The 23,525-nt window shown below is 71.6% G+C and carries 24 protein-coding genes; 11 read left to right on the top strand and 13 right to left on the bottom strand.

Annotated features, from left to right (window positions below):
- Window positions 1-71 precede the first annotated feature (71 nt).
- Genes DMA15_RS37065 through DMA15_RS22720 form a run of 3 tightly spaced genes read left to right on the top strand, consistent with a single transcriptional unit; the run spans window position 72 to window position 3,475 of the window.
- Window positions 72-773 (top strand): succinate dehydrogenase, encoded by a 702-nt coding sequence (locus tag DMA15_RS37065; protein WP_206302800.1) that lies wholly within the window; start codon window positions 72-74, stop codon window positions 771-773.
- Entirely contained in the window at window positions 774-2,723 is a 1,950-nt protein-coding gene (locus DMA15_RS22725) for a fumarate reductase/succinate dehydrogenase flavoprotein subunit (RefSeq protein ID WP_206302798.1), read from the top strand.
- Window positions 2,720-3,475, top strand: coding sequence for a succinate dehydrogenase/fumarate reductase iron-sulfur subunit (locus DMA15_RS22720; protein ID WP_125514588.1), 756 nt, complete (start codon window positions 2,720-2,722; stop codon window positions 3,473-3,475). The genes DMA15_RS22725 and DMA15_RS22720 overlap by 4 nt, the downstream gene beginning before the upstream one ends.
- Window positions 3,476-3,593: 118 nt before the next feature.
- Here DMA15_RS22720 and DMA15_RS37060 read toward each other — a convergent pair whose 3' ends face one another.
- The 3 genes from DMA15_RS37060 to DMA15_RS22705 all read right to left on the bottom strand — a co-directional run bounded on the left by DMA15_RS37060 (window position 3,594) and on the right by DMA15_RS22705 (window position 6,015).
- Complete coding sequence (locus DMA15_RS37060) at window positions 3,594-4,235, bottom strand: hypothetical protein (RefSeq protein WP_206302796.1); 642 nt, start codon at window positions 4,233-4,235, stop codon at window positions 3,594-3,596.
- Window positions 4,232-4,858: an RNA polymerase sigma factor gene (locus tag DMA15_RS22710; RefSeq protein WP_125514587.1), complete on the bottom strand. Its 627-nt coding sequence runs from the start codon at window positions 4,856-4,858 to the stop codon at window positions 4,232-4,234. The genes DMA15_RS37060 and DMA15_RS22710 overlap by 4 nt, the downstream gene beginning before the upstream one ends.
- A 146-nt stretch (window positions 4,859-5,004) precedes the next feature.
- On the bottom strand, window positions 5,005-6,015 hold the full coding sequence (locus DMA15_RS22705) for a hypothetical protein (protein WP_125514586.1): 1,011 nt from the start codon (window positions 6,013-6,015) through the stop codon (window positions 5,005-5,007).
- Window positions 6,016-6,334: 319 nt separating this feature from the next.
- Here DMA15_RS22705 and DMA15_RS22700 point away from each other — a divergent pair, with 319 nt between their 5' ends.
- Entirely contained in the window at window positions 6,335-8,809 is a 2,475-nt protein-coding gene (locus tag DMA15_RS22700) for an FG-GAP-like repeat-containing protein (protein ID WP_240659897.1), read from the top strand.
- A 52-nt stretch (window positions 8,810-8,861) separates the two neighbouring features.
- Here DMA15_RS22700 and DMA15_RS22695 read toward each other — a convergent pair whose 3' ends face one another.
- The 4 genes from DMA15_RS22695 to DMA15_RS22680 all read right to left on the bottom strand — a co-directional run bounded on the left by DMA15_RS22695 (window position 8,862) and on the right by DMA15_RS22680 (window position 12,643).
- Window positions 8,862-9,428 (bottom strand): hypothetical protein, encoded by a 567-nt coding sequence (locus DMA15_RS22695; protein WP_125514585.1) that lies wholly within the window; start codon window positions 9,426-9,428, stop codon window positions 8,862-8,864.
- A 95-nt stretch (window positions 9,429-9,523) separates the two neighbouring features.
- The gene (locus tag DMA15_RS22690; protein WP_125514584.1) at window positions 9,524-10,030 is read right to left on the bottom strand and encodes a hypothetical protein; all 507 of its coding nucleotides are present in this window, start codon (window positions 10,028-10,030) and stop codon (window positions 9,524-9,526) included.
- Window positions 10,031-10,094: 64 nt separating this feature from the next.
- Window positions 10,095-10,919 (bottom strand): DUF4328 domain-containing protein, encoded by an 825-nt coding sequence (locus tag DMA15_RS22685; RefSeq protein WP_240659896.1) that lies wholly within the window; start codon window positions 10,917-10,919, stop codon window positions 10,095-10,097.
- 95 nt (window positions 10,920-11,014) lie between these two features.
- On the bottom strand, window positions 11,015-12,643 hold the full coding sequence (locus DMA15_RS22680) for a glycoside hydrolase family 20 protein (RefSeq protein ID WP_125514582.1): 1,629 nt from the start codon (window positions 12,641-12,643) through the stop codon (window positions 11,015-11,017).
- Between the two features lie 439 nt (window positions 12,644-13,082).
- On the opposite strand from DMA15_RS22680, the gene DMA15_RS22675 reads away from it, so the two are divergent.
- The 6 genes from DMA15_RS22675 (at window position 13,083) to DMA15_RS22650 (ending at window position 17,811) form a co-directional block, all read left to right on the top strand.
- Complete coding sequence (locus DMA15_RS22675; RefSeq protein WP_240660244.1) at window positions 13,083-13,604, top strand: 2-oxo-4-hydroxy-4-carboxy-5-ureidoimidazoline decarboxylase; 522 nt, start codon at window positions 13,083-13,085, stop codon at window positions 13,602-13,604.
- 170 nt (window positions 13,605-13,774) lie between these two features.
- The gene (gene sdhC, locus DMA15_RS22670; RefSeq protein ID WP_125514581.1) at window positions 13,775-14,155 is read left to right on the top strand and encodes a succinate dehydrogenase, cytochrome b556 subunit; all 381 of its coding nucleotides are present in this window, start codon (window positions 13,775-13,777) and stop codon (window positions 14,153-14,155) included.
- Between the two features lie 8 nt (window positions 14,156-14,163).
- Window positions 14,164-14,658 carry a succinate dehydrogenase hydrophobic membrane anchor subunit gene (locus tag DMA15_RS22665; protein WP_125514580.1) on the top strand — a complete coding sequence of 165 codons (495 nt, stop codon included), beginning with the start codon at window positions 14,164-14,166 and terminating at the stop codon, window positions 14,656-14,658.
- Window positions 14,659-14,674: 16 nt separating this feature from the next.
- A complete protein-coding gene (gene sdhA, locus DMA15_RS22660; protein WP_125514579.1) occupies window positions 14,675-16,429 on the top strand; it encodes a succinate dehydrogenase flavoprotein subunit in 1,755 nt (584 codons plus the stop codon).
- A complete protein-coding gene (locus tag DMA15_RS22655) occupies window positions 16,429-17,199 on the top strand; it encodes a succinate dehydrogenase iron-sulfur subunit (RefSeq protein WP_125514578.1) in 771 nt (256 codons plus the stop codon). Before sdhA ends, DMA15_RS22655 begins: the two co-directional genes overlap by 1 nt.
- A 162-nt stretch (window positions 17,200-17,361) precedes the next feature.
- Window positions 17,362-17,811, top strand: coding sequence for a VOC family protein (locus DMA15_RS22650; protein WP_125514577.1), 450 nt, complete (start codon window positions 17,362-17,364; stop codon window positions 17,809-17,811).
- A 4-nt stretch (window positions 17,812-17,815) separates the two neighbouring features.
- On the opposite strand, the gene DMA15_RS22645 is transcribed toward DMA15_RS22650, so the two are convergent.
- Window positions 17,816-19,042: a metallophosphoesterase gene (locus DMA15_RS22645; RefSeq protein WP_125514576.1), complete on the bottom strand. Its 1,227-nt coding sequence runs from the start codon at window positions 19,040-19,042 to the stop codon at window positions 17,816-17,818.
- Between the two features lie 2 nt (window positions 19,043-19,044).
- Window positions 19,045-19,287, bottom strand: a complete 243-nt coding sequence (locus tag DMA15_RS22640; RefSeq protein WP_125514575.1) for a hypothetical protein — start codon at window positions 19,285-19,287, stop codon at window positions 19,045-19,047.
- Between the two features lie 109 nt (window positions 19,288-19,396).
- Here DMA15_RS22640 and DMA15_RS22635 point away from each other — a divergent pair, with 109 nt between their 5' ends.
- Complete coding sequence (locus DMA15_RS22635) at window positions 19,397-20,653, top strand: D-alanyl-D-alanine carboxypeptidase (RefSeq protein WP_346428919.1); 1,257 nt, start codon at window positions 19,397-19,399, stop codon at window positions 20,651-20,653.
- On the opposite strand, the gene DMA15_RS22630 is transcribed toward DMA15_RS22635, so the two are convergent.
- Genes DMA15_RS22630 through DMA15_RS22615 form a run of 4 tightly spaced genes read right to left on the bottom strand, consistent with a single transcriptional unit; the run spans window position 20,598 to window position 23,518 of the window.
- Window positions 20,598-21,569 (bottom strand): YihY/virulence factor BrkB family protein, encoded by a 972-nt coding sequence (locus DMA15_RS22630; protein ID WP_125514573.1) that lies wholly within the window; start codon window positions 21,567-21,569, stop codon window positions 20,598-20,600. The genes DMA15_RS22635 and DMA15_RS22630 overlap by 56 nt on opposite strands.
- On the bottom strand, window positions 21,557-22,051 hold the full coding sequence (locus tag DMA15_RS22625) for a GtrA family protein (protein ID WP_206302794.1): 495 nt from the start codon (window positions 22,049-22,051) through the stop codon (window positions 21,557-21,559). Before DMA15_RS22625 ends, DMA15_RS22630 begins: the two co-directional genes overlap by 13 nt.
- Window positions 22,048-23,004 (bottom strand): decaprenyl-phosphate phosphoribosyltransferase, encoded by a 957-nt coding sequence (locus DMA15_RS22620; protein WP_125514572.1) that lies wholly within the window; start codon window positions 23,002-23,004, stop codon window positions 22,048-22,050. The genes DMA15_RS22625 and DMA15_RS22620 overlap by 4 nt, the downstream gene beginning before the upstream one ends.
- On the bottom strand, window positions 22,997-23,518 hold the full coding sequence (locus DMA15_RS22615; protein WP_125514571.1) for a phosphatase PAP2 family protein: 522 nt from the start codon (window positions 23,516-23,518) through the stop codon (window positions 22,997-22,999). Before DMA15_RS22615 ends, DMA15_RS22620 begins: the two co-directional genes overlap by 8 nt.
- Window positions 23,519-23,525 lie beyond the last annotated feature (7 nt).

Genomic DNA, 23,525 nt, shown 5'->3' with positions numbered 1-23,525 from the left:
GCGTTCCCTATGGAAAGCATGTGTTTCTACAGTTGGTGCACTTGCGATGAGTGGGCATAGCATCCGGTCCCATGACTCTGGCGACTCGTACGACGAGCACGTCGAGGACCCGTTCCATGTGGGACTCGACGGTAGGCAAGAAGGCAGTCATGGCAACGAGCGGTCTCGTGATGATCGCTTACCTTGTGGTTCACATGGCGGCAAACGCCAAGATCTTCTTGGGTGCCGCCGGCTTCGACGCCTACGCGCACTGGTTGCGGGTCATGGGAGAGCCGGTCCTCCACCGTGAGTGGGGGCTGTGGATCGCGCGCGTGGTGCTGCTCGCCTCGGTGGTGGCGCACGGCGTGTCGGCGTACCAGCTGAGCCGTCGCGACATCAAGGCGCGCCCCACCGGATACGTGCACAAGAAGCCGCGCGCCACCTATGCCACGCGCACCATGCGCTGGGGCGGCGTCATCCTCGGCCTCTTCATCGTCTGGCACATCCTGGACCTCACGACCGGCACCGTGCACTCGGGCTTCGAGGAGGGCAAGCCGTACAGCAACGTCGTGGACACGTTCTCGACCTGGTACGGCAACGTCATCTACATCACCGCGATGCTCGCCATGGGCCTGCACGTGCGCCACGGCCTGTGGAGTGCCGCGCAGACGCTGGGCGTCGGCAGCCGGGTCCGCGACCGCTCCCTGAAGGCCGTCGCCAACGGCCTCGCGCTGGTGCTGACGGTCGGCTTCATTTCTGTCCCCGTGGGTGTCATGACCGGAGTGGTGAGCTAGATGAGTGCCTTTGCTGAATACGCGGTCGGCGAGCCCGTCGTCGACGACAAGGCCCCGGCCGGGCCGATCGCCGAGCGCTGGGACACCCGCCGCTTCCAGGCGAAGCTGGTCAACCCCGCCAACCGCCGCAAGCACACCGTGATCGTCGTCGGCACGGGCCTCGCGGGCGGCGCGGCCGGTGCCACGCTCGCCGAACAGGGCTACCACGTCGTGCAGTTCTGCTACCAGGACTCGCCGCGCCGGGCGCACTCGATCGCCGCGCAGGGCGGCATCAACGCCGCGAAGAACTACCGCAACGACGGCGACTCGGTCCACCGCCTCTTCTACGACACCGTCAAGGGCGGCGACTTCCGCGCCCGTGAGTCCAACGTGCACCGCCTCGCGCAGATCTCGGTCGAGATCATCGACCAGTGCGTCGCGCAGGGCGTGCCGTTCGCCCGCGAGTACGGCGGCCTCCTCGACACGCGCTCCTTCGGCGGCGTGCAGGTCTCCCGTACGTTCTACGCGCGCGGGCAGACGGGCCAGCAGCTGCTCCTCGGCGCCTACCAGGCGCTGAGCCGGCAGATCGCGGCCGGGAACGTGGAGATGCATCCGCGCACCGAGATGCTCGACCTGATCGTGGTCGACGGGCGGGCCCGCGGGATCGTCGCCCGCGATCTGATCACCGGCAAGATCGAGACGTACTTCGCGGACGCCGTCGTCCTCGCCTCCGGCGGCTACGGCAACGTCTTCTACCTGTCGACGAACGCCATGAACTCCAACGCCACGGCCGTCTGGCGGGCCCACCGGCGCGGCGCCTACTTCGCCAACCCCTGCTTCACGCAGATCCACCCCACCTGCATCCCGCGCACCGGCGACCACCAGTCCAAGCTCACCCTGATGAGCGAGTCGCTGCGCAACGACGGACGGATCTGGGTGCCCAAGGCCAAGGGCGACACCCGCCCGGCCAACGAGATCCCCGAGGACGAGCGCGACTACTACCTGGAGCGCATCTACCCCTCCTTCGGCAACCTCGTGCCCCGCGACATCGCCTCCCGCGCCGCCAAGAACGTATGCGACGAGGGCCGCGGCGTGGGCCCGGGCGGGCAGGGCGTCTACCTCGACTTCGCCGACGCCATCAAGCGCATGGGCAAGAAGAAGGTCGAGGCCAAGTACGGCAACCTCTTCGACATGTACGCGCGCATCACCGACGAGGACCCGTACAAGACGCCGATGCGGATCTACCCCGCCGTGCACTACACGATGGGCGGTCTCTGGGTCGACTACGACCTCCAGACCACCGTCCCCGGGCTCTTCGCGATCGGAGAGGCCAACTTCTCCGACCACGGCGCGAACCGGCTCGGCGCGAGCGCGCTCATGCAGGGCCTCGCCGACGGCTACTTCGTGCTGCCCTCGACCATCAACGACTACCTCGCCCGCAACCCGCACAAGGACGAGGTCAGCGCCGAACACCCGGTCGTGCGCGAGGTGATGAGCGAGACCGAGGACCGCCTCGCCCGCCTCCTCGCCGTCGACGGCGACCGCACCCCCGACTCCTTCCACCGCGAACTGGGCGAAGTGATGTGGGAGTTCTGCGGCATGGCCCGCTCCGAGACCGGGCTGCGCAAGGCCCTGGAGCGCATCCCCCAGATCCGCGACGAGTTCTGGCGCCGGATCAAGGTGCCCGGCACCGGCGAGGAGTTCAACCAGTCCCTGGAGAAGGCCAACCGGGTCGTCGACTACCTGGAGCTGGCCGAGCTGATGTGCCTGGACGCCCTGCACCGCGCCGAGTCCTGCGGCGGCCACTTCCGCGAGGAGTCCCAGACCCCCGACGGTGAGGCCGAGCGCCGCGACGAGGAGTTCTCCTACGCCGCCGCCTGGGAGTTCACCGCCACCGGCGCCGCCCCCGTCCTGCACAAGGAAGACCTCGTCTTCGACTACGTCCACCCCACTCAGCGGAGCTACGCATGAAGCTCACCCTGCGCGTCTGGCGCCAGCAGAACGCCGACGCCCCCGGCGCCATGTCCACCTACGAGGTGGACGGCATCTCCAAGGACATGTCCTTCCTGGAGATGCTCGACACCCTCAACGAAGAGCTCATCGTCAAGGGCGACGACCCCGTCGCCTTCGACCACGACTGCCGCGAGGGCATCTGCGGCGCCTGCTCGCTCGTCATCAACGGCGACGCGCACGGCCCCGAGCGCACCACCACCTGCCAGCTCCACATGCGGTCCTTCAAGGACGGCGACACCATCGACATCGAGCCGTGGCGCGCCGCGGCCTTCCCGGTCGTCAAGGACCTGGTCGTGGACCGCACGGCCTTCGACCGGATCATCCAGTCCGGCGGCTACATCAGCGCCCCGACCGGCTCCGCGCCCGACGCGCACGCCACCCCGGTGCCCAAGCCCGACGCCGACTTCGCCTTCGAGCACGCCGAGTGCATCGGCTGCGGGGCGTGCGTGGCGGCCTGTCCCAACGGCTCGGCGATGCTCTTCACCTCGGCCAAGGTCAACCACCTCAACGTCCTGCCGCAGGGCGCCCCCGAGCGGGAGAGCCGCGTCCTGGACATGGTCGGGCAGATGGACCACGAGGGCTTCGGCGGCTGCACGCTCACCGGTGAGTGCGCCACGGCCTGCCCCAAGGGCATTCCGCTGTTCTCCATCACCCACATGAACAAGGAGTGGCTCCGCGCGAACCGCAAGGACAAGAGGACCGCTTCCTAGCGCGGGGTTCCCACCGAGGAGGAGGCGCCGGAGGCGCGGCTGTAGCGCGGCTGGGTTTTGTTGCTCGGGGCGCCTTCGCCGCTTCGCGGCTTGGTGCCTCCCCACCCACCCGCCCTTCCTATCCCTTGCGGTCGTGCTTGGGCTTGGGCTTGGCGTTGCCCTTGCCCTTGTCCTTGGGGTGCGGCTTTTCGGACTTGGGGGGCTTCTTCGGCTTTCCCTTGTCCTTGGGGGGCTTGCTCTTCTCCCTAGGCGTCTCGCTCTTGTCCTTGGCCTTCGGGCCGGGCTTCGCGGGCGTCTCCGTACGCTCCTGCCGCGCGGGCGGCACGGACCGCGAGGGCGCCGGGGCCTCGGGGCGCGGGGGCGTGGTGGCCGGGGTCTTAGGGGACGTGGCGGCCGGGCGGGGGGTGGGCCTGGGGGGCGGGTCGTCGGTCACCGTGCCGGCGGCCGCCAGCGCCACGCCGCCCAGGAGACCCCCGGCCAGCACCACGCCCCCGGCGGCCCGCAGCGAGAACCGGGCGCGGCCGGGCTCCCGGGGCCGCCAGTCGTCGCGGCGCCGCGTACGCGCCCGGTGCGCGCCCGCGTCGCGCGCCGCGCGGAATGCCGCCACCGCCGCGCGCTCCGCGTCCGCGTCCACCGCGCTGGCTCTACGGTCCGCGTTGTCCGTGTCGTCCGCGCCGGGCAGCAGGGCCGCGGCGAGCAGTTCGGGAAGGGAGGGGCGGCCCTGCGTACCCTCAGGGCCCAAGGGTTCGTCTGCGTTCATCTCGACTCCCCCAGCGCGCCGGGACCGTCATCCGTCACACCGTCGAGCCCCAGCCGCTCGCCCAGCTTCTTCAGCCCCCGGTACGCGGCCGTCCGCACCGCGCCGGGGCGCTTGCCCAGTACCCGCGCCGCCGCCGGGCCGTCGAGGCCGACGACCACCCGCAGCAGTACCGCCTCCGCCTGGTCGCGCGGCAGGGTCGCGACCAGGGCGAGCACGCGCTCGGTCGAGACCGCCTCCAGGGCCGCCGCCGACGTGCTGTGCGGGCCCGGCAGTTCGAGCAGGTCCTGTTCCAGCGCGGTGGGGCGCGGCCGCGCCTTCTGGCGGCGCAGGTGGTCGAAGGCCCGGTGCCGCGCGATCGTCGCGGTCCAGCCGCGGAAGCCCGCCCCGTCCCCGCGGAAGCGCCCGAGGTCCCTGGCGATCTCCAGCCAGGCCTCGGCGGCGACGTCCTCGGCCGCCTCGCCGTCCGTGCCGACGAGACCGCGCAGATAGCCGACGAGTCCCGGCTGGACGATCCGGTACGCGACCGCGAAAGCCGCCTCGTCGCCTTCCTGGGCCGCCGCGACGGCTCTGCCCAGCTCCTCGTCGCGCGCCTTTGCGCGACGCGGCTCCCCACCCTGGCCCAACGCTCTCCCATCCGGCCGAACGCGGCACGCCCCGCGCGCCCATGCCCCCACCGTCACCAGCGTCGCCGGGCGCGGAAATGTCACAGCGCGAGAGCGTACGGCTACCTCCCCCGGCGCCCCGCGGCGGCCCGGGCGGACCCGCACGCTCAGACCTCGAAGAGGCCGCCGCCCGGGCCCCCCGGGCCGATCCGCGAGATGTCGAGCGTCGCTGCGGGCGCCGGGGCCACCGCGGCGACCGGCTCGTCGTAGTCGGACAGCCGCATCTTCATGGTCTGCTCCCCACCGGAGCCACCCGAGCCACCGACGCCACCCGATCCACCGGAGCCACCCGAGCCACCGACGCCACCCGATCCACCGGAGCCACCCGTGCCGCCGCGCTTCGTCGCCTCGACGCCGAGGATGTACGGCTCGCCGGACGCCGCCACGTACACCGTCGTCTCACCGCCGTCCTCCTTCTCGACGAGCGGGGTGACGTCCTCGCCGTACCGCCGGGTGGTGGGCCGGGCCTCGATGACCTCGTCCAGCTCCGTGGTGCCGATCTTCTCGGTGATCTTGTCGAGGTCGCAGCTGCCCATGGGTATCGCGGGACCTCGGGTGCCGGAACCCGCCGGTATCTTCAGGTACTTCCCGCGCGCCAGCGCCGTCCGCTCGCGGACCCGGGCCCCCGCCTCGGGACCGCGCCGGTCGCCCATCTCACCCATCGCGTCGAGCGCGGCGTCGTCGAACCGCACGTACATCGCACCGCCCGCGATCATGATGAAGTCGCCCTGCTGTGCGGGGCCCGCGTCGAAGGTGCCCGTGCAGTTGTTCTCGCGGTCCATGTGCAGGGAGACCTTCTGGCGGCCCTTGGCGGTCTTCATCTCGACGCCGATGCGCACGGTGTCGGCCGACTTGAGCAGCTCCATGCCCGCCAGGCCGAGCTTCCTGCCGCGCACCTCCTCGGCGGAGGCGGACGCCGCGCCCCCGTCCCGGCCGCCGTCGCCGGTCGTGGATTCCGCGCGGTCCACGTCGTCGAACGTGCCGCCGGAGTACGTCACCGGGCGGTCCGACCCGCACGAGGCGAGAGTGCCCACCGCCGCGCCCATCGCGAGGGAGAGTGCCGCCGCCCGCACCCACCGTCCGCGGTGCCCCGCCCGGCCGTTCACGCGACGTGCCACCTGTACTCCCACCCGAGTCCCCACCCGTTGCGTCACTTCACAACTGTCACATGGCCCAGCGCACGCGTCCCTCGGCTCGTCACACCTCGGGCGTGCGGGATACATCACGCGAGAAATTCTGCTGGCGGGTACAACCATTTACCCTTCGAGGCGGTCCTACGGACTCGCTGGTTCTCCGGAAATTCGCTAAGGGGTGGGGCACTTGAGCCCGCGCAAACCGCGTGAAAAGGCGCGTACCACGCATGCGTACAGGCCACTGAGCCTCAAGCGCAGGGCGTGGCTGACGATCGGTGCCGTCGTGCTGGGAGGTGCGGGGGCGGTGACGTACGCGACGGCCGGCCCGAACTCCGGGGACGGGCCCGCCGATCCGCGCGCCGAGCGACCGGCACGCGTGCACGACCTCGCGCTCAAGGGTGACGGCGCCGCCAAGCGGGAGCTGCCGCGCACGTCGACCGAGCAGTTCTCCCTGCTCGGCGTCTCGTGGAGCGGCGCCGCCGCGGAGCTGAAGGGCACCGCGCAGGTCCGCACCCGCGCACTCGGCTCCGGGGAGTGGAGCGGCTGGCGCACCCTGGGCCTGGAGCCGCACCCCTCGGAAGCGGGCGCACGGGCCGCGTCCGAGCCGCTCTGGGTCGGCCCCTCGGACGGCGTGGAGGTCCGGGTCACCGCGACCGGCAGCGCAGCCGACGGCACGGCCGACGGAGGCTCAAGTGACGTGCTGCCCAGCGGACTTGAGGTCAACCTCGTGGACCCGGGCGTCACGTCCAAGGAGTCCATGGCCCCCGCCGCCTTCGCCGCCGACGGCGATACCCCGGCCAGGCCGACGGCCCCGCCGTCCACCGTCACCCAACCGCCCCTCATCAAGCGCGCGGCCTGGGGCGCCGACGAGTCGCTGGTCAAGGACCCGCCGACGTATGTCGACAAGGTCAAGGCGGTCTTCGTCCACCACACGGGCGGCACGAACGACTACAGCTGCGCCCAGTCCCCCGCCCTGGTCCGCGGCCTGCTGACGTACCAGGTGCGGACCGAGGGCCGCGAGGACATCGGCTACAACTTCCTCGTGGACAAGTGCGGCCGCGTCTTCGAGGGCCGCGGCGGCGGTGGCCGCGGCGCCGACATATCCGTACGCGGCGCGCACACCCGCGGTTTCGACGGCGAGTCGACGGGCGTCGCCGTCCTCGGCGACTTCGAGGGCGATCCGGCGACGGGCGGGCCCGCGGGCAGGCCGAGCCGCGCCGCCCTGGAGTCGGTGGCGCGCGTGGCGGCCTGGAAGCTCGGCCAGTACGACACAAGCCCGACCGGCAAGGCCACGCTGACCGCGTCCGAGGACACCGGCGTGTGGAAGAAGGGCGAACAGGCCTCGCTGTACGCGGTCTCGGGGCAGCGCGACGCCGAAGCGGCCCCGGGCCCCGGCAAGAACCTCTACGCCGAGCTGGGCGAGATCCGCCGCTTCGCGGGCAGCCCGGGCGCCAACTCCGCGGCGCCCACCGGCGACTTCAACGCCGACGGCATCACCGACCTGGTCGCGGGCACCCCGAAGGCGTCGGGCGGCCGCGGGCGCCTGACCGTCATACCCGGCGGTGAAGACGGCCCGGTGGGCGACGCGAAGATCTCCCTGACGCAGACCAGCACCGGCGTCCCCGGCGTCTCCGAGCCCGGCGACGAGTGGGCGGCCGCCACCGCGTGGGGCGATCTGAACGCCGACGGGTACGCGGACCTCGTCATCGGCGCGCCGGGCGAGGACGACGGCTCGGGCAACACCGACCGCGGCGCCGTCACCATGCTGTACGGCCCGTCCTTCACCTCCGGCACGGACATGCAGCTCTCGGACGACTTCCACTACGCCAAGGCCCGGTTCGGCTCGGCGGTCGCGTCCGGCGACTTCAACGCCGACGGCAAGGCGGACGTCTTCGCGGCGGCCACGGGCACGGGCGGCTCCTGGGCCGCGCGGCTCGACGCGGACCGCGAGTCGGGCGGCAGCCTCACCCCGGGCGACACCGCCATAGCGGACGCGGACGCCGCGTCCGGCGACTTCAACCGCGACGGCTACGCGGACGTCGCGCTCACCTACCGCGACCAGGCGGGCAAGGCCAAGGTCGCCTGGTTCAGGGGCGGCCGCTCGGGCCTGAGCCGGGTCGGCGTGCTCTCCGTCCCCGGCGGCCGCTCGGTCGCGGTGGGCGATGTCAACGGCAACGGCTACGACGACCTGGTCATCGGCCAGCCGTACACCGCCGAGTCCGGTGCGCACGCGGGCGGTCAGGTGACGGTGGTCCCGGGCACGTCGACGGGGTTCACCACGACCGGCATGAGGACCGTCCACCAGGCGACGGACGGCGTCATCGGCGCGGCCGAGTCGGGTGACGCGATGGGCTGGTCGGTCGCGGCGGGCGACTACGACGCCGACGGTTACGCGGACGTCCTGACCGGCGCCCCCGGCGAGGACATCACCCGCTCCGGCACCAGCCGCAAGGACGCGGGCACGTCCCTGCTCCTGAAGGGCTCCTCGTCCGGCCTCACCGGCACGGGCGCGAAGGCCTTCTCGCAGGACGAGCCGGACGTGCCGGGCTCCACGGAGTCCGGCGACCGCCTCGGCTCCTCGGTGACCCTGGCCGACCTCTCCGGTTCCGGCCGCGCGGACCTGGCCATCGGCGTGGACGGCGAGGACGCGGGCGACGGCACGATCCTCCAGCTGGACAGCGACGGCTCGGGCGTGCCCGGCGCGAGCGGCGTCTACTACGGGCGTACGACGCTGGGAACCCCGGCGGGCGCCCGCCTCGGCCAGACGCTGACGCCGTAACCCCCGACGAGGCGCCGCTCCCCGGAATCCCCGGGGGGCGGCGCCCCGCCTGTCAGTGCCGCCCTCGCGCCCGGCGCGACACCACCGCTCGCAGCACCCTGCGTCCCTCGCGGGACACGTCCAGGGCCTGGCGCAGTCCGTCGGCGCCGGTGTCCTTGGCGGCGAGCAGCTCCAGGATGCGGATCTGGCGCCGCAGTTCGGCCGCGACCAGGGGTGACATGCCGTCCGTGCGGCCCTCGCGGCGCGCGGTCACCGGGCGGGCCGAGCCCCACGGAGCGGCGTCCAGGAGGCGGTGGACCTGGAGGGCGGCGACGGAACAGCCGTCGGCCCACTCCCGCACCGCGGGCCCCGACTGCCCCGCGGGCACGGCGTCGAGCATGCGGCGGGCCAGCGCGGTCGCCTCGCCGGACGCTCCGGGGGCTCTCGGCGCGGGCGTGAGCGCCGAGCGGGCCTCGGCCAATGGCCCGCCCCAGTCACCGCCCTCCGCGAGCCGCGCCCACAGGGGCCGCAGCAGGTCGTCGTCGCCGCCGAGCACCGGCACGCAGCGGTCGAGGCAGGCCAATCCGCTGGCCGCGAGGCCCCGCTCATCGGCCTGTGCGATCAGCTCCACCAGGCTCATGCTGTACGTCTCCCGTCCCGGACCCTGCGCTTCACCCTTACTGCGTGCGCTGCCCCGGGAACGTCACTGCCGTCGTCGCCGCCGTCACCCCGCCGTCACTGCGGCACGACGCCGAGCCGGTCCAGGAAGCGGAAGAACAGCTCCTCCGCGGAGGGTTGCGCCTCGGCCTTCAGGACGTCGAGGAGCGGGGCCGCGCGGACCGTCCTGCCCGACTCGGCGGCCCAGACGACCGCGCGTCCGGCGGCGTCGCGCGGCTCCAGGAAGTAGTCCTCCACGGTCAGTTCGCCTTCGCCGAGGTAGACGGCCATCGCGCGCCGCGCCAGACACGTCGTCCACGCGCCGCTCTCGGGCGCCGCTGCCTCGATGACGACGCAGTCGCTGTCCATCACATAGCCGAAGAGGGCGGGCGCGCCCGTCTCCAGGGCCAGCGTGTTCATGTTCCCCACGTCCCGCACGCCCTCGCCGCCCGGCACCTCCCACACCTGCCAGCCGTCGGGCCGCCGGTCGAGAAGGGCGAGGTCGTCCCGTACGCCCGTGAGCGCCGGGAACTCCGCGAGCGGCCGCTCGCTTCTGCCGACGACGTAACAGCCCCAGTAGCCCATGGCGCGTCCCCCCGCTGCACTCCGTACCGTGTTCAGCCTTCTGCCCGCTCCCGGGGCGGAAAAATCACGGGCCGGCGGCAGGCGCCGGCACGGGCTGCGCCTGGGGCGGGCCCGACCTGGCCTTGCGGTCCTGCATGCGCGTGAGCCGGAGCACGAAGACGACGGCGAGCGCGGCGGCCGCGATGTGCAGGGCGTCCGAGAACATCATGTTGCCGACCGCCGACCTGATCTCGTCGGCCTCCTCGGCGCGCGCGTACGACTTGGCCGCCCACCGGTCGGCGAAGAGGCTCGCCACCCACAGCGTCCACCAGGTGTTGACGAGGGGGTGCGGGCCGCGCTCCGCCGACGGGTCGAGCGGCACCGCGGGGTCCGATCCCGCCGGGCGGGCGGCGCTCGCGTCCCAGATGTCGACGGCGATCCGCCGCGGGAACCAGAAGTTCACCACCGGCACGAACCAGCCCCACACCGTCCAGCCCCGCTTCTTGCGGTGGATGTACGGCTCGAACACCTCGGCGTTCACGCGCACCCGGTGGAACCACACGAGGAAGACGACGCAGGTCGCGACCAGCGCCACCAGCTGCGGGCCCCCGCTGTACGCGTACAGCGTGTCGGCGCGCTCCGCCCGCCGCTCGATGTCCGCCCCGAACTCCCCGGCGATCAGGTCGTTCATCACGTCGAGCATCACCGTGCCCGCCCACAGCGAGTACAGGTCGGCGGCGACGACGAGCCCGAGCAGTGCGACGACCGCCCGGCCGAGCCCCACCGGCGAGCGGAGCCAGGCGGGGGCCCCGCCCGCTTTGGCCCGACCGTCCGCCGGGGGCGGCGGCGCGGCCGCGGCGGCCTGGACGCAGGCGGCGCAGAGCCCCTCGGGCGTCGTCGCCGTATTCATCTGACAGGACGTGCAAAGCATCGCTGAGGGACCCCCCACGGGTTCACGGGCATACGGTGATCCGCCCGCGTCCCTCCCCAGGGCGTGCGCGGCGGCTAATGGACCGTACCAGCGAGTTTCACGAAGTCGTTCCACGTGAGCGCGGGCTTTCGCGGGTCCCACAGCTTCTGGGCGGTGGCCGCGAGCGGCATGCGGATGCCCTGGGCGACCTGCTCCTGCGTCTGCGATCCGGCGAGGTCGCACCAGACCGCGAACGAGCCGCCGAGGATCTGGTCGTCGTACTCCGCGCTCACCGGCCGGGTGCCGCGGAGCACCAGCGGGGTCCAGCTCTCGTATATCCGCTGCCCGGTCGGATAGCGGAAGTCGTTGGGCTGCCCGAGGACGTAGTACAGGTACTCGTCGTTGTAGTTGATGAGATCGCGCCCGTCCTTCAGATACTCCACGGGGTCGCGGGCGCCGATCTCCTTGCCCGTCCAGTACGCGACCTCGATGTCGTCGGCCGCCTGGGCCTGCCCGCCGGGGAAGAAGCCGTCGTTCCACGCCTGCGGCTTCTTCCCGTGCGGGCGGACGGTTTCGGCCCGGTCGTTGAGCCAGCCGGTCGCCAGGTCCCGCACGCGGCCGTCGGGCCCGTACCGCTCGCGGGCGGCGGCGGCAAGGCGGGGGTAGGAGGTCTCGGGGTCCTCGACCGTGAGGGCGCGGTACTCGTCGGCGCCGAGGTGCCAGTGGCGGCCGGGGAAGAGTTCCGCGTACTCCTTCAAGAGGTCGTCGACGATCTCGGCGGCTGCCGGGTTCGCTATGTCGACCGCGCCGGGGGTGGCGACGCCCCGGGCGTCACGGAGCTGGAGGGAGGGGTGCTGCCGGATGACCGCGCCGAGGTGGCCCGGCGAGTCGATCTCCGGCACGACGGTGATGTGGCGGCTCGCGGCCAGCTTCAGGATGCGGCGGACCTGGTCCTTGGTGAGGTGGTCGGAGGAGACGATCTCGGGATGCGAGTCGGAGGCGACACGGAAGGCCTGGTCGTCGGAGAAGTGCAGGCCGAGCTGGTTGAACTTCAGGTCGCCCAGCTCGCGTATCCGGTCCTCTATCCACGCGGCGTCGAAGTGCTTGCGGGCTATGTCGAGCATAAGGCCGCGGCGCGGTTTGGCGGGCCGGTCCCGCACGGTGCCCTCGGGGGCCGTCCTGCCGCCCTTCACCTCCTGCTTGAGGGTGCGGGTCCCGTAGAAGACGCCGGCCTCGGCGGGGGCGGTGATGCGGACCCGGCGGTCCTTGACGGTGAGGGTGTACGACTCGGGCCCCTGCCCGTCCCCCTCGCTGAGCGCCAGCTCCACGTCCCCCTGACGGGGCCTGTCCTCACCGGCGTACTTCAGCCGCAGCTCGCCCGCGAGGAGGCGGCCCTCGTCGGCGAGGCCCTTGTCGCGGACGACCACGCGGGCCTTGTCCTCGGCGGGGCGCCAGCCGGGGCCGCGGGCGGCGGTGTGCTCGCGCACGGCGGGGATGGTGGCCGGGGCCCTGGAGACGGGGTAACTCTCGCGGGGCCTCGCCGGAGGCGACTGCGCGTCCCAGGGAGCGGATGTGGTGGCGCCCGACGATTCCGGCACGGAGGTCCCCGCCGTAACCGGCGCGGACCCCCCGGAAGAGCCCCCACCACACCCCAGAGCAACCCCCAGAACAAGCACCCCCGCAACAACAACACCTCCACTCCCCAGGAGGCCTCCCCGCCTCACAGCGCCCTCCGCGCCGACGCCAGCGCCGGGCAAACGGGTGGGTGGGTGGGGAACATCCGCCTCGAAGCGGCGGGACAGGGCCCGTCACCCCAAGGCGTCCCGAGCCAAAACCGTTGCCCCCGAACCGCACCAGAAGTAACAGCCATACAGCCACGCTACGACGCGCCCCCGCGAGCCACCCGTCCACACCGAGCAACGAAACTCGCCCATCCAGGTGAAATCCGGCCATCCTCCGGACGCTTTCTCCACCCGCTCGCTACCGTTACGAGCACCCCACACACGCCCCACCTTCACCACCCACACCACCCGCACACGCCCGCGCGCCCGAACGACCCCTCCCCCCACCCGTCCCCAACCGCCCCCTGCCCAGGAGCGCCCGCTGTCCCCGCACCGTTCCCTCCGGCCCCACGCCGTCGGCCCGCTCGCCACGCCGGAACAGCTGAACTCCGCCACGCCCCGCGAGGCCGAGGCCGCGCTCCTCACCTGCATCGGCAGCCTCCGCTGGGCCCGCCGCGTCGCCGAGCACCGGCCCTACCCCGACCTCGACGCCCTGCTCGCCGCCGGCGACGAAGCCGCGTACGACCTCTCCCCCGGCGACCTCGCCGAGGCCCTGGCCCACGAGTACCCGGCGGCGCCGCCCCACGGCACGTACACCGCCGCGCACACCGCGCTCCGCGCCGCCCACGCCGCGTACGAGAGCCGCTTCGGCCACACGTTCGTGGTCTGCCTCGACGACGTCGCCCGCGCCGAGGCCCTGGACCACCTGCTCAGCGCCGTTCGGTCACGCCTCGGCAACGATCCCGAGGAGGAACGCGCCATCGCCGCCGAGGAGCTGCGCCGCCTGGCCCGGGGCCGTCTCACCCGCCTCACCCGCACCCACGCGGCCGCCGAGGCCCCCGAGGCCCCCGCCCGGGACGAGCGCCCGCAGGCCCGCCCCGATAGCCCGTACGTGCCTGTTTGATTGCCTGTTTGACCGCACCAGTGGACCCGACGCAGGGCTGGCAACGACTCGTCGATACGATGACGAGCGGCCGGTGGACCGTACCCGGCCGGGCTCGTCCGACAGAGCTGCTTCTTCTTTAGTTAGAAGACTGGCGGCCGGCCCCAATCCCCGCTCCCGGAGGAACTTCCGTGCCGGCTGGAACGCTGTACCGCGGCCGGGAAGGAATGTGGTCCTGGGTGGCTCATCGAGTCACCGGCGTCCTCATCTTCTTCTTCCTGTTCGTGCATGTGCTGGACACCGCTCTCGTCCGCGTCTCCCCCGAGGCGTACGACGACGTCGTCAGCACCTACAAGACGCCGATCGTCGCACTCCTCGAGTACGGCCTGGTCGCCGCCATCCTCTTCCACGCACTCAACGGCCTGCGCGTCATCGCCGTCGACTTCTGGTCGAAGGGGCCCCGCTACCAGAAGCAGATGCTCTGGACCGTCGTCGGCATCTGGGTCGTCCTGATGGTCGGGGCCCTTTACCCGATCCTCGGCCACGCCGTCCGCGAAGTCTTCGGGAGCTGACGCCAGACATGTCTGCTGACACCACGCTCGATAAGTCCGGCACGTCCGGCGTCGGCCCCGTCGAGGGTGCCTCGCTCTACGACGTGGACCACCCGGCCCCCCTCATCGAGGCGCCGCGCAAGCGCACCTCCAAGACCCCGCGCTCGACCCGCGGCAACTTCGAGATGGCCGCATGGCTCTTCATGCGCCTGTCCGGTGTCGTCCTGGTCGTCCTCGTCCTCGGCCACCTGCTGATCCAGCTGGTGCTCGACGGCGGCGTATCGAAGATCGGCTTCGCGTTCGTCGCGGGCCGCTGGGCCTCGCCGTTCTGGCAGGTCTGGGACCTGCTGATGCTGTGGCTCGCGATGCTGCACGGCGCCAACGGCCTGCGCACGGTCATCAACGACTACGCCGAGCGTCCGAACACGCGTCTGTGGCTCAAGGGCCTGCTGTACACCGCCACGGTGTTCACCATCCTTCTGGGCACGCTGGTGATCTTCACCTTCGACCCGAACATCCGCTAAAGCCGAGGCGACCTCAGTGAAGATTCACAAGTACGACACCGTCATCGTCGGCGCGGGCGGCGCCGGCATGCGCGCCGCCATCGAGGCGACGAAGCGCAGCCGCACCGCCGTGCTCACCAAGCTGTACCCCACCCGCTCCCACACGGGCGCCGCGCAGGGCGGCATGGCCGCCGCGCTCGCCAACGTGGAGGAGGACAACTGGGAGTGGCACACCTTCGACACGATCAAGGGCGGCGACTACCTGGTCGACCAGGACGCCGCCGAGATCCTGGCGAAGGAGGCCATCGACGCGGTCCTCGACCTGGAGAAGATGGGCCTGCCGTTCAACCGCACCCCGGACGGCACCATCGACCAGCGCCGCTTCGGCGGTCACACGCGCAACCACGGCGAGGCCGCCGTGCGCCGGTCCTGCTACGCGGCCGACCGCACCGGCCACATGATCCTCCAGACGCTCTACCAGAACTGCGTCAAGGAGGGCGTGGAGTTCTTCAACGAGTTCTACGTCCTCGACCAGATCATCGTCGAGGTGGACGGGGTCAAGAAGAGCGCGGGCGTCGTCGCGTACGAGCTGGCCACCGGCGAGATCCACATCTTCCAGGCCAAGTCCGTGATCTACGCGTCCGGCGGCACCGGCAAGTTCTTCAAGGTGACCTCGAACGCGCACACGCTCACCGGCGACGGCCAGGCGGCCTGCTACCGGCGCGGGATCCCGCTGGAGGACATGGAGTTCTTCCAGTTCCACCCGACCGGCATCTGGCGCATGGGCATCCTGCTGACGGAGGGCGCCCGCGGTGAGGGCGGCATCCTGCGCAACAAGGACGGCGAGCGCTTCATGGAGAAGTACGCGCCGGTCATGAAGGACCTCGCCTCCCGTGACGTCGTCTCGCGCTCCATCTACACGGAGATCCGTGAGGGCCGCGGCTGCGGTCCCGAGGGCGACCACGTCTACCTCGACCTCACGCACCTCCCGCCGGAGCAGCTGGACGCCAAGCTCCCGGACATCACCGAGTTCGCGCGCACGTACCTCGGCATCGAGCCCTACACGGACCCGATCCCGATCCAGCCGACCGCGCACTACGCCATGGGCGGCATCCCGACGAACGTCGAGGGTGAGGTCCTCGCGGACAACACGACGGTCGTCCCGGGTCTGTACGCGGCGGGCGAGGTGGCCTGCGTGTCCGTGCACGGCGCCAACCGCCTCGGCACCAACTCGCTCCTGGACATCAACGTCTTCGGCAAGCGCGCGGGCATCGCCGCCGCCGAGTACGCCGCGAAGAGCGACTTCGTCGAGCTTCCGGAGAACGCGCAGGAGCTGGTCGTCTCCCAGGTCGAGCGCCTGCGTGACGCCACGGGCACCGAGCGGGTCGCCGAGCTGCGCAAGGAGCTGCAGGAGACCATGGACGCCAACGTCATGGTCTTCCGCACCGAGCAGACGATCAAGACGGCGGTCGAGAAGATCGCGGAGCTGCGCGAGCGCTACCTCAACGTCTCGATCCAGGACAAGGGCAAGCGGTTCAACACCGACCTCCTGGAGGCCATCGAGCTGGGCAACCTGCTCGACCTGGCCGAGGTCATGGCGCAGTCCGCGCTCGCCCGCAAGGAATCCCGCGGCGGTCACTACCGCGAGGACTTCCCGAACCGCGACGACGTCAACTTCATGCGCCACACCATGGCGTACCGCGAGGTCGGCGACGACGGCACGGAGACGATCCGTCTCGACTACAAGCCGGTCGTCCAGACCCGCTACCAGCCGATGGAGCGTAAGTACTGATGGCAACCCCGACCCTCGACAAGGAAGACGTCAAGCCCGAGGCGGGCTTCGCCGACTCCCCGTACATCACGATCACCCTGCGTGTCCGCCGCTTCAACCCCGAGGTCTCGGCGGACGCCACCTGGGAAGACTTCCAGCTGGAGATCGACCCCAAGGAGCGTGTCCTCGACGCCCTCCACAAGGTCAAGTGGGACATGGACGGCACGCTGACGTTCCGTCGCTCCTGCGCGCACGGCATCTGCGGCTCGGACGCCATGCGGATCAACGGCAAGAACCGTCTCGCCTGCAAGACCCTGATCAAGGACATCAACCCGGGCAAGCCGATCACGGTCGAGCCCATCAAGGGTCTGACGGTCCTGAAGGACCTGGTCGTCGACATGGACCCGTTCTTCCAGGCGTACCGCGACGTGATGCCGTTCCTCGTCACGAAGGGCAACGAGCCGACGCGCGAGCGTCTGCAGTCCGCCGAGGACCGCGAGCGCTTCGACGACACGACGAAGTGCATCCTGTGCGCCGCGTGCACGTCCTCGTGCCCGGTGTTCTGGAACGACGGGCAGTACTTCGGCCCGGCCGCGATCGTCAACGCGCACCGCTTCATCTTCGACTCGCGTGACGAGGCGGGTGAGCAGCGCCTGGAGATCCTGAACGACAAGGACGGCGTGTGGCGTTGCCGCACGACGTTCAACTGCACGGACGCGTGCCCGCGTGGCATCGAGGTCACCAAGGCGATCCAGGAGGTCAAGCGCGCGCTGATCACGCGTCGCTTCTGATCTGCTCGCCGTCTGTACGTCCCTGTGGGCCCCGCTCCTTTCGAGGAGCGGGGCCCACAGCGCGTCCCCGGCACGTCCCCGGTGCGGGCCAGATGGGGGCGGTCGCGGCGTCGCTCTCGCGCGTCTGCGCCCGGACGGCGGGCACCGTCCTACGCTGACGGAATGTCAGACAACCAGTCGGTCGGCCTGTCCGTTGACCAGCTCACCGCCGACCCCGCCGCGGAACTGCTCGGCTTCGACAACGTCCTGTTTCCCGTCGGCGATCTGGGCGAGGCCGTCGGGTTCTACGAACGGGCCGGGTTCCCGGTCTCGTTCCGGCTCGACGAGATCGGGCTCGCCATCCTGAAGGTCGGCAAGGAGACCCCGGGCGTGCTGCTGCGCGTGGAGGACGGCATCGTGCCGCGTACGCCGCCGTGGCCCTCGCCCCGCGTCTGGCTGGAGGTGCCGGACGCCCGCGCCAAGGGCCGGGCACTCGCGGAGGCGGGGATCGTGCTGCTCGCCGAGCCGTTCTCCGTCGCCACCGGGTGGACGGTGGAGATCGCCGATCCGTGGGGCAACATCACCGGCTTCACGGACTACCTCAAGCGGCCGGAGCTGGCGCGCAGTTCCTGAGGGCTCAGGCGCCCCGTGCGGCCAGTTCCACCACCGTGATGTCCGAGGGCGCCCCGACCCGTACCGGCGGGCCCCAGGCGCCCGCGCCCCGCGTCACATAGAGCTGCGTGTCGCCGTACCGCTCCAGGCCCGCGAGGGTCGGGTTGGCCAGGTCCGCGACGAGGTTGCCCGGCCACAGCTGGCCGCCGTGCGTGTGGCCGGAGAGCTGGAGGTCGACGCCGTGTTCGACGGCGTCGTGGATGACGACCGGCTGGTGCGCGAGGAGCACGGACGCCCGTGAACGGTCCCGGTCGCCCAGTGCCCTGGTGAAGTCCGGGCCCTTGCCCTCGTCCTCGCCCGCCACGTCGTCGACGCCCGCGAGGTCGAACCAGGGCAGTTCGGTGCGGGCGTTGCGCAGCGGGCGCAGGCCGAGTTCACGTACGTGGTCGACCCACTGCTCGGCCCCGGAGAAGTACTCGTGGTTGCCCGTCACGAAGTACGCGCCGTGCCGCGCCCGCAGCCCGGCGAGCGGGGCCGCGGCCGGGCCGAGGTCCTCGACACTGCCGTCCACCAAGTCGCCGACGACGGCGATCAGATCGGGCTGCGTGGCGTTGATGGTGTCGACCACGCGCTGGGTGAAACCGCGCCCGAGGATCGGCCCGAGGTGGATGTCGCTGACCACGGCGATCCGGTATCCGTGCGCCCCGCGCGCCAGCTTGGCCAGCGGCACGGTGACGCGCTTCACCTTGGGGCCGCGCAGGACGCCGTACGTCCCGTAGCCGACGGTCCCCACAGCGGCGGCAGCGGCGGCGCCCCCGACGACACGGGAGACGAAGAGGCGGCGGGAGGGGGCGGGTTCCGGCGCCGGGACTTGGGCGGGCTCTTCGGAGAGGGCCGCCTCGGAACCGGCCTCTACGGAGGGCGTACGTTCCCCCCGCTCCGCCCACCGCCGCACCAGCGGACGCGCCAACTCCCCCACGAGCACCGCGAGCAGCAGGTAGAGCGCGAGGGCCAGCCAGAGGAAGCCCGGCCAGGCGAGCACCTGTTGCAGCAGGAAGGGTGCCCCGGACCGCTCGGCGACGAGCGCGCCGAACATCAGGAGCGGGGCGGCGACGAAGAGCACCGTGCCCGCGCGCCGGGCGGGCCCCGGCCCGGCCGTGGTGTCCCGCACGAGGCGGCGCCACACGTACCAGTGGAGTACGGCGAAGGCCGCGAGGACGGCGAGGCCCACGAGGACCGCGATGACGGCCACGGCTATGACGTACGGCGCAGTGCGCGGATTCCACGGAACCCGATGGTCCCTACCACCGTCCCCAAGACAAAGGAGACAACGGCGAGCGTCAGGTGCACCCAGAAGTACCCGGTCGGGTCGCCCGCGTCATCGAAGGCGAGCCCGCTGCCGTCCTTCCACAGGTTCTTGACGAAAGTGATCCAGATGAACCAGCTCCACACCCCGAAGGCGAGCAGGAACCAGGAGACAGGGCGGCTGAGCTTCATACGTTCAGTATCGCGAGGGTTCCTCGCCCCTCGCCGCCGGGGTGGGGACGACGGAACACAGCGGACCTCGGCGGCGAACCCCCTGAGCCGGCCCTGTACGTTCTCGTCCGTGCCTGCCTCCAAAAAAGCCGCCGTGCTGCTCGCTTCCGCGACGTTGCTGACCGTGTCGACCACCGCGCCCGCCTTCGCGGACGGCGAGCCGAAGGACAAGGACAAGCCGCAGCCGCCCGCCTCGATGTCGACGGTCGGCGGCCCCCTGCTCGGCAAGCCGGGCACCCAGGTGAAGCTCAAGGCGGGCGCCCCGGTGCTGCCCAAGGACCTGTCGGCGCGTTCCTGGATCGTCTCGGACGCGGAGTCGGGCGAGGTCCTGGCCGCGCACAACGCGCACTGGCGGCTGCCCCCGGCGAGCACCCTGAAGATGCTCTTCGCGGACACGGTCCTGCCGAAGTTCCCCAAGACGCAGAAGCACAAGGTCGCCCTCTCCGACCTGGAGGGCATCGGCGCGGGCAGCAGCATGGTCGGCATCAAGGAGAACGAGACGTACTCCGTCCACGACCTGTGGCTCGGTGTCTTCCTGCGGTCCGGCAACGACGCGGTGCACGTCCTGTCCGCGATGAACGACGGCGTCGACAAGACCGTCGAGGACATGCAGAAGCACGCCGAGAACCTCCAGGCCCTGGACACCCACGTGGTCTCGCCGGACGGTTACGACGCCAAGGGGCAGGTCTCGTCGGCGTACGACCTGACGCTGTTCGCCCGCTCCGGGCTGCAGAAGAAGGACTTCCGGGAGTACTGCTCGACGGCCACCGCCCAGTTCCCCGGCGAGACCAAGAAGATCACCAAGGGCAAGGACAAGGGCAAGACGAAGCGCGGGTCCTTCGGCATCCAGAACACCAACCGCCTGCTCACCGGTGACCTCGGCCTCAGCCCGTACAAGGGCATCGCGGGCGTCAAGAACGGCAGCACCACGAACGCGGGAAACACCTTCACCGGTGTCGCCGAGCGCGGCGGCAAGGTCCTTCTCGTCACCGTCATGAACCCCTCCTCCGGGGAGGCCCACGCCGTCTACAAGGAGACCGAACGGCTCTTCGACTGGGGCTTCAAGGCCGCGGGCAAGGTCGACCCGGTGGGTCAGCTGGTCGCGCCGAAGGGGTCCACGGGTGCGGGCAAGGGCGCTCCGGGCGGCGGCGGGAGCGGGTCGGCCGCCGCGAACATGGCGCACGGCTCCGACGACGGGGCGGGCGGCATGGGCGTCGCGCTCGCGGTGACGGGCGGTGTGATCGCGGTGCTCGCCGCGGGTGTCTTCGTCGTCAGGCGCCGGATGCCGCTGCCCGGCCAGTCCGGCCGTCGCCCGGGTCAGGACTGACGGCGGGCGTCTCCTCCTCTGTGGCGGACTCCGTGGCGGACTCCGCGGAGGAGCCGTCCGTCGCGCGTGAGGCCTTCCGCGTCGCCGTCCAGGCGGCGCAGAAGAGCAGCAGCTTCGCGGTGAAGTTGATCCACAGGAGCAGCGCGACGGGCACACCGAAGGCGCCGTACATGCTCTTGGCGGCGACGCCCTTCATATAGCCGCCGAGCAGCAGTTTGAGCAGTTCGAAGCCGGCCGCGCCGATCAGTCCCGCGGTGATGAGGTCGCGCCGGTGCGGCTGGACGCCGGGCAGCAGCGTCAGGACGTAGAGGAGCAGCAGGAAGTCCGCGAGGACGGCGATGGCGAACGCGATGGCCTGGAGCAGGGCCGTTCCCCAGCCGGTCTCGTCGATGCCGAAGAGGTCGGCGGTCCAGCCGACCGCGGTCGAGGCGAGCGCGGAGGCGGCGAAGGAGGCGAGGCCCGCGCCGCCGAGCCCGATGAGCACCCCGGCGTCCTTGACCTTGCCGAGGAAGGGGTTCTCGTCCTCGTCCGGCAGCTCCCAGACGGCCCGCAGGCACTCCCGCATCGAGCCGACCCAGCCGATGCCGGTGAAGAGCAGCAGGGCGCCCGCGACGAGGCCGACGGTGCCCGCGTTGGCGACCAGGGCGTCGAGGTTCAGCTGGTCGGAGATGCCGGGGACCTGCTCGGAGAGCTTGTCCTCAAGGGTGTTCTGCTGCTTCTTGGTGAGCGTGGCCGCGGCGATCGCGGCGCCGACGGTGATCAGCGGGAAGAGTGCCAGGAAGCTGATGAACGTCATCGCGGCCGCGAGGCGGGTCCAGTGGACGCCGTCGAGCCGTTCGTACGCGCGCCACGCGTGCGTGCGCATGCCCTTCTCGATGTACGGCCCGATGCCGGGCAGCTTCTTCAGCCAGTCCATGACGCCTCCCTGCCTGCGGTCCTGTCCGAAGACGTGCCCGAAGTCCCGCCCGCCACGCGGAATACCAGAGTCCGGGTTCCCCAGAATCTGAGCACGGTGGCGAGGGCCATGCCGACTCCGGCGCCCGAGACGGCGTCCGCGCGCGGTGAGGTGAGGCCGAGGCCGTAGTGGGAGACGGCGATGCACAGCAGTTGGACGAGGGCGCCCGCGATGTTGACGGCGAAGAAGACCGCGTACTGGCGCAGCCGTGGGACCCCTGCCGCCCTGCGCCGGTAGGTGCCGAGCGCGTTGCCCGCGTACGCCACGGAGCAGCCCGCCACGAAGGAGAGCGATTTGGCGGTCAGCGGGTCCATGCCCACCGGTCCGCGCAGCCAGATGAAGAGGCCGAGGTCGGCGGCGTACGCGCAGATCCCGGCGGCGGCGAAGCCGAGCAGTTCGGGTCCGAGCGACCGCAGGCGGCCGCGGAGACGGTCCCAGCTCACCAGTTCGCGACCGCGAGGCCGTACATCGCGACCCACACGAGGCCGATCACGGCGAGCGCCCTGTCCCGCAGGACGACGTCCTCCGGCTCGCCCGCGGTGCCGCGGTCGGCGAAGACGGCGTAGCGCAGGATCGCGAGGATGAAGGCCGCCATGGACAGCTGGCGCCAGGGCAGCAGGCTGCCGTTGGCGGTGCCGCCCGCTTCCATGGCCCACAGGCAGTACGCGAGGACGGCGCCCCCGGCGGCCAGCTGCCACACGAAGCGGAGATAGCCGGTGGTGTACTCGGTGAGCAACGCGCGCGTGGCGCCCAGTTTCTCGGAGCGCGCGGACATCTGGACGGATTCGGAGTAGCGCTTGGCGGAGACCATGAAGAGCGCGCCGAAGCCCGTGGTGATCAGGAACCAGCGCGAGAGCGGGATGTCGAGCGCGAGTCCGCCGATCATGGCGCGCATCAGGAAGCCGGTCGTGACGATCGTGAGGTCGACGACGAGTACGTGCTTGAGGCTGACGCAGTAGGCGAGTTGCATGCAGACGTAACCGGCCAGGAGCGCGGCCGTCAGCGGGGTGCACAGGACGTAGGCGGCCACCGGCGCGAGGAACGCGAGGAGCCCGCCGACGGCGTAGGCGACGGGCACCGGCACCTGGCCGGCCGCGACCGGTCTGCGGCACTTGGTGGGGTGGGCGCGGTCGGCGTCCGCGTCGCGCGCGTCGTTGATCAGGTAGACGGCGGACGCGGCGGCCGTGAACAGCGCGAAGACGATCGCCAGTTGGACGAGCGCGTGGCGTGCGAACAGTTCGCCCGCCGCCGCGGGGGCCGCGACGACCAGGATGTTCTTCACCCACTGGCGCGGACGCGCGGTCTTCAGGAGGCCGAGCGGCAGGCTGATGGGGCCCGGCTTCGAGGGCTGGGGCGGACGAGGGCGTTCGAGGACGGTGGAGATACGTTCAGGCATCGCTGCGGCTCCCGTTCATCCAGGCGGCCCCCACGCGCGCAGTGAGCGCGCCGAGCGCCGCGCCGGCGGCCACGTCCGAGGGGTAGTGGACGCCGACGACCATCCGGGAGACGCACATCGCGGCGGCCAGCGGCGGCACGAGACGGGCGCCGGCGGGGCGCAGCGCGCCGTACGCGACGGTGGCGGCGGCGGCCGAAGTGGCGTGCGAGCTGGGGAAGGAGTGCCGGCCCGCGGTGCGCACCAGGGGTTCGGCACCGGCTCGGCCCGCGGGGCGGGGGCGGCGGACGATCCGCTTGACGCCCATGCTCGCCAGGTGGGCGGCGGCGGTCAGCGCGGTGCCGCGCAGCCAGGCGCCGCGCCGCTCGCGGTCGGCGGCGGCGCCCACGAGGCCCGCGGCGATCCAGAGCGCGCCGTGTTCGCCGCTCCAGGAGAGGGCGCGCGCGGCCCTCGCCACGCGCGGGTCGGTGCCGCAGTCGCGCAGGGCCGACAGCAACCTGTGGTCCATGTCGTACATGTGACCC

Source organism: Streptomyces sp. WAC 01529 (genome assembly GCF_003945545.1).
Classification (GTDB): Bacteria; Actinomycetota; Actinomycetes; order Streptomycetales; family Streptomycetaceae; genus Streptomyces; species Streptomyces anatolicus.
This window is presented reverse-complemented; position numbering and strand designations above follow the sequence as displayed.

Excerpts from the sequence above, each read along its gene's own strand:
- DMA15_RS37065 (WP_206302800.1), top strand. The coding sequence starts at position 72 with ATGACTCTGGCGACTCGTACGACGAGCACGTCGAGGACCCGTTCCATG.
- DMA15_RS22725 (WP_206302798.1), top strand. The coding sequence starts at position 774 with ATGAGTGCCTTTGCTGAATACGCGGTCGGCGAGCCCGTCGTCGACGAC.
- DMA15_RS22720 (WP_125514588.1), top strand. The coding sequence starts at position 2,720 with ATGAAGCTCACCCTGCGCGTCTGGCGCCAGCAGAACGCCGACGCCCCC.
- DMA15_RS37060 (WP_206302796.1), bottom strand. The coding sequence starts at position 4,235 with ATGAACGCAGACGAACCCTTGGGCCCTGAGGGTACGCAGGGCCGCCCC.
- DMA15_RS22695 (WP_125514585.1), bottom strand. The coding sequence starts at position 9,428 with ATGAGCCTGGTGGAGCTGATCGCACAGGCCGATGAGCGGGGCCTCGCG.
- DMA15_RS22690 (WP_125514584.1), bottom strand. The coding sequence starts at position 10,030 with ATGGGCTACTGGGGCTGTTACGTCGTCGGCAGAAGCGAGCGGCCGCTC.
- DMA15_RS22685 (WP_240659896.1), bottom strand. The coding sequence starts at position 10,919 with ATGAATACGGCGACGACGCCCGAGGGGCTCTGCGCCGCCTGCGTCCAG.
- DMA15_RS22665 (WP_125514580.1), top strand. The coding sequence starts at position 14,164 with ATGTCTGCTGACACCACGCTCGATAAGTCCGGCACGTCCGGCGTCGGC.
- DMA15_RS22655 (WP_125514578.1), top strand. The coding sequence starts at position 16,429 with ATGGCAACCCCGACCCTCGACAAGGAAGACGTCAAGCCCGAGGCGGGC.
- DMA15_RS22650 (WP_125514577.1), top strand. The coding sequence starts at position 17,362 with ATGTCAGACAACCAGTCGGTCGGCCTGTCCGTTGACCAGCTCACCGCC.
- DMA15_RS22640 (WP_125514575.1), bottom strand. The coding sequence starts at position 19,287 with ATGAAGCTCAGCCGCCCTGTCTCCTGGTTCCTGCTCGCCTTCGGGGTG.
- DMA15_RS22630 (WP_125514573.1), bottom strand. The coding sequence starts at position 21,569 with ATGGACTGGCTGAAGAAGCTGCCCGGCATCGGGCCGTACATCGAGAAG.
- DMA15_RS22620 (WP_125514572.1), bottom strand. The coding sequence starts at position 23,004 with ATGCCTGAACGTATCTCCACCGTCCTCGAACGCCCTCGTCCGCCCCAG.
- DMA15_RS22615 (WP_125514571.1), bottom strand. The coding sequence starts at position 23,518 with ATGTACGACATGGACCACAGGTTGCTGTCGGCCCTGCGCGACTGCGGC.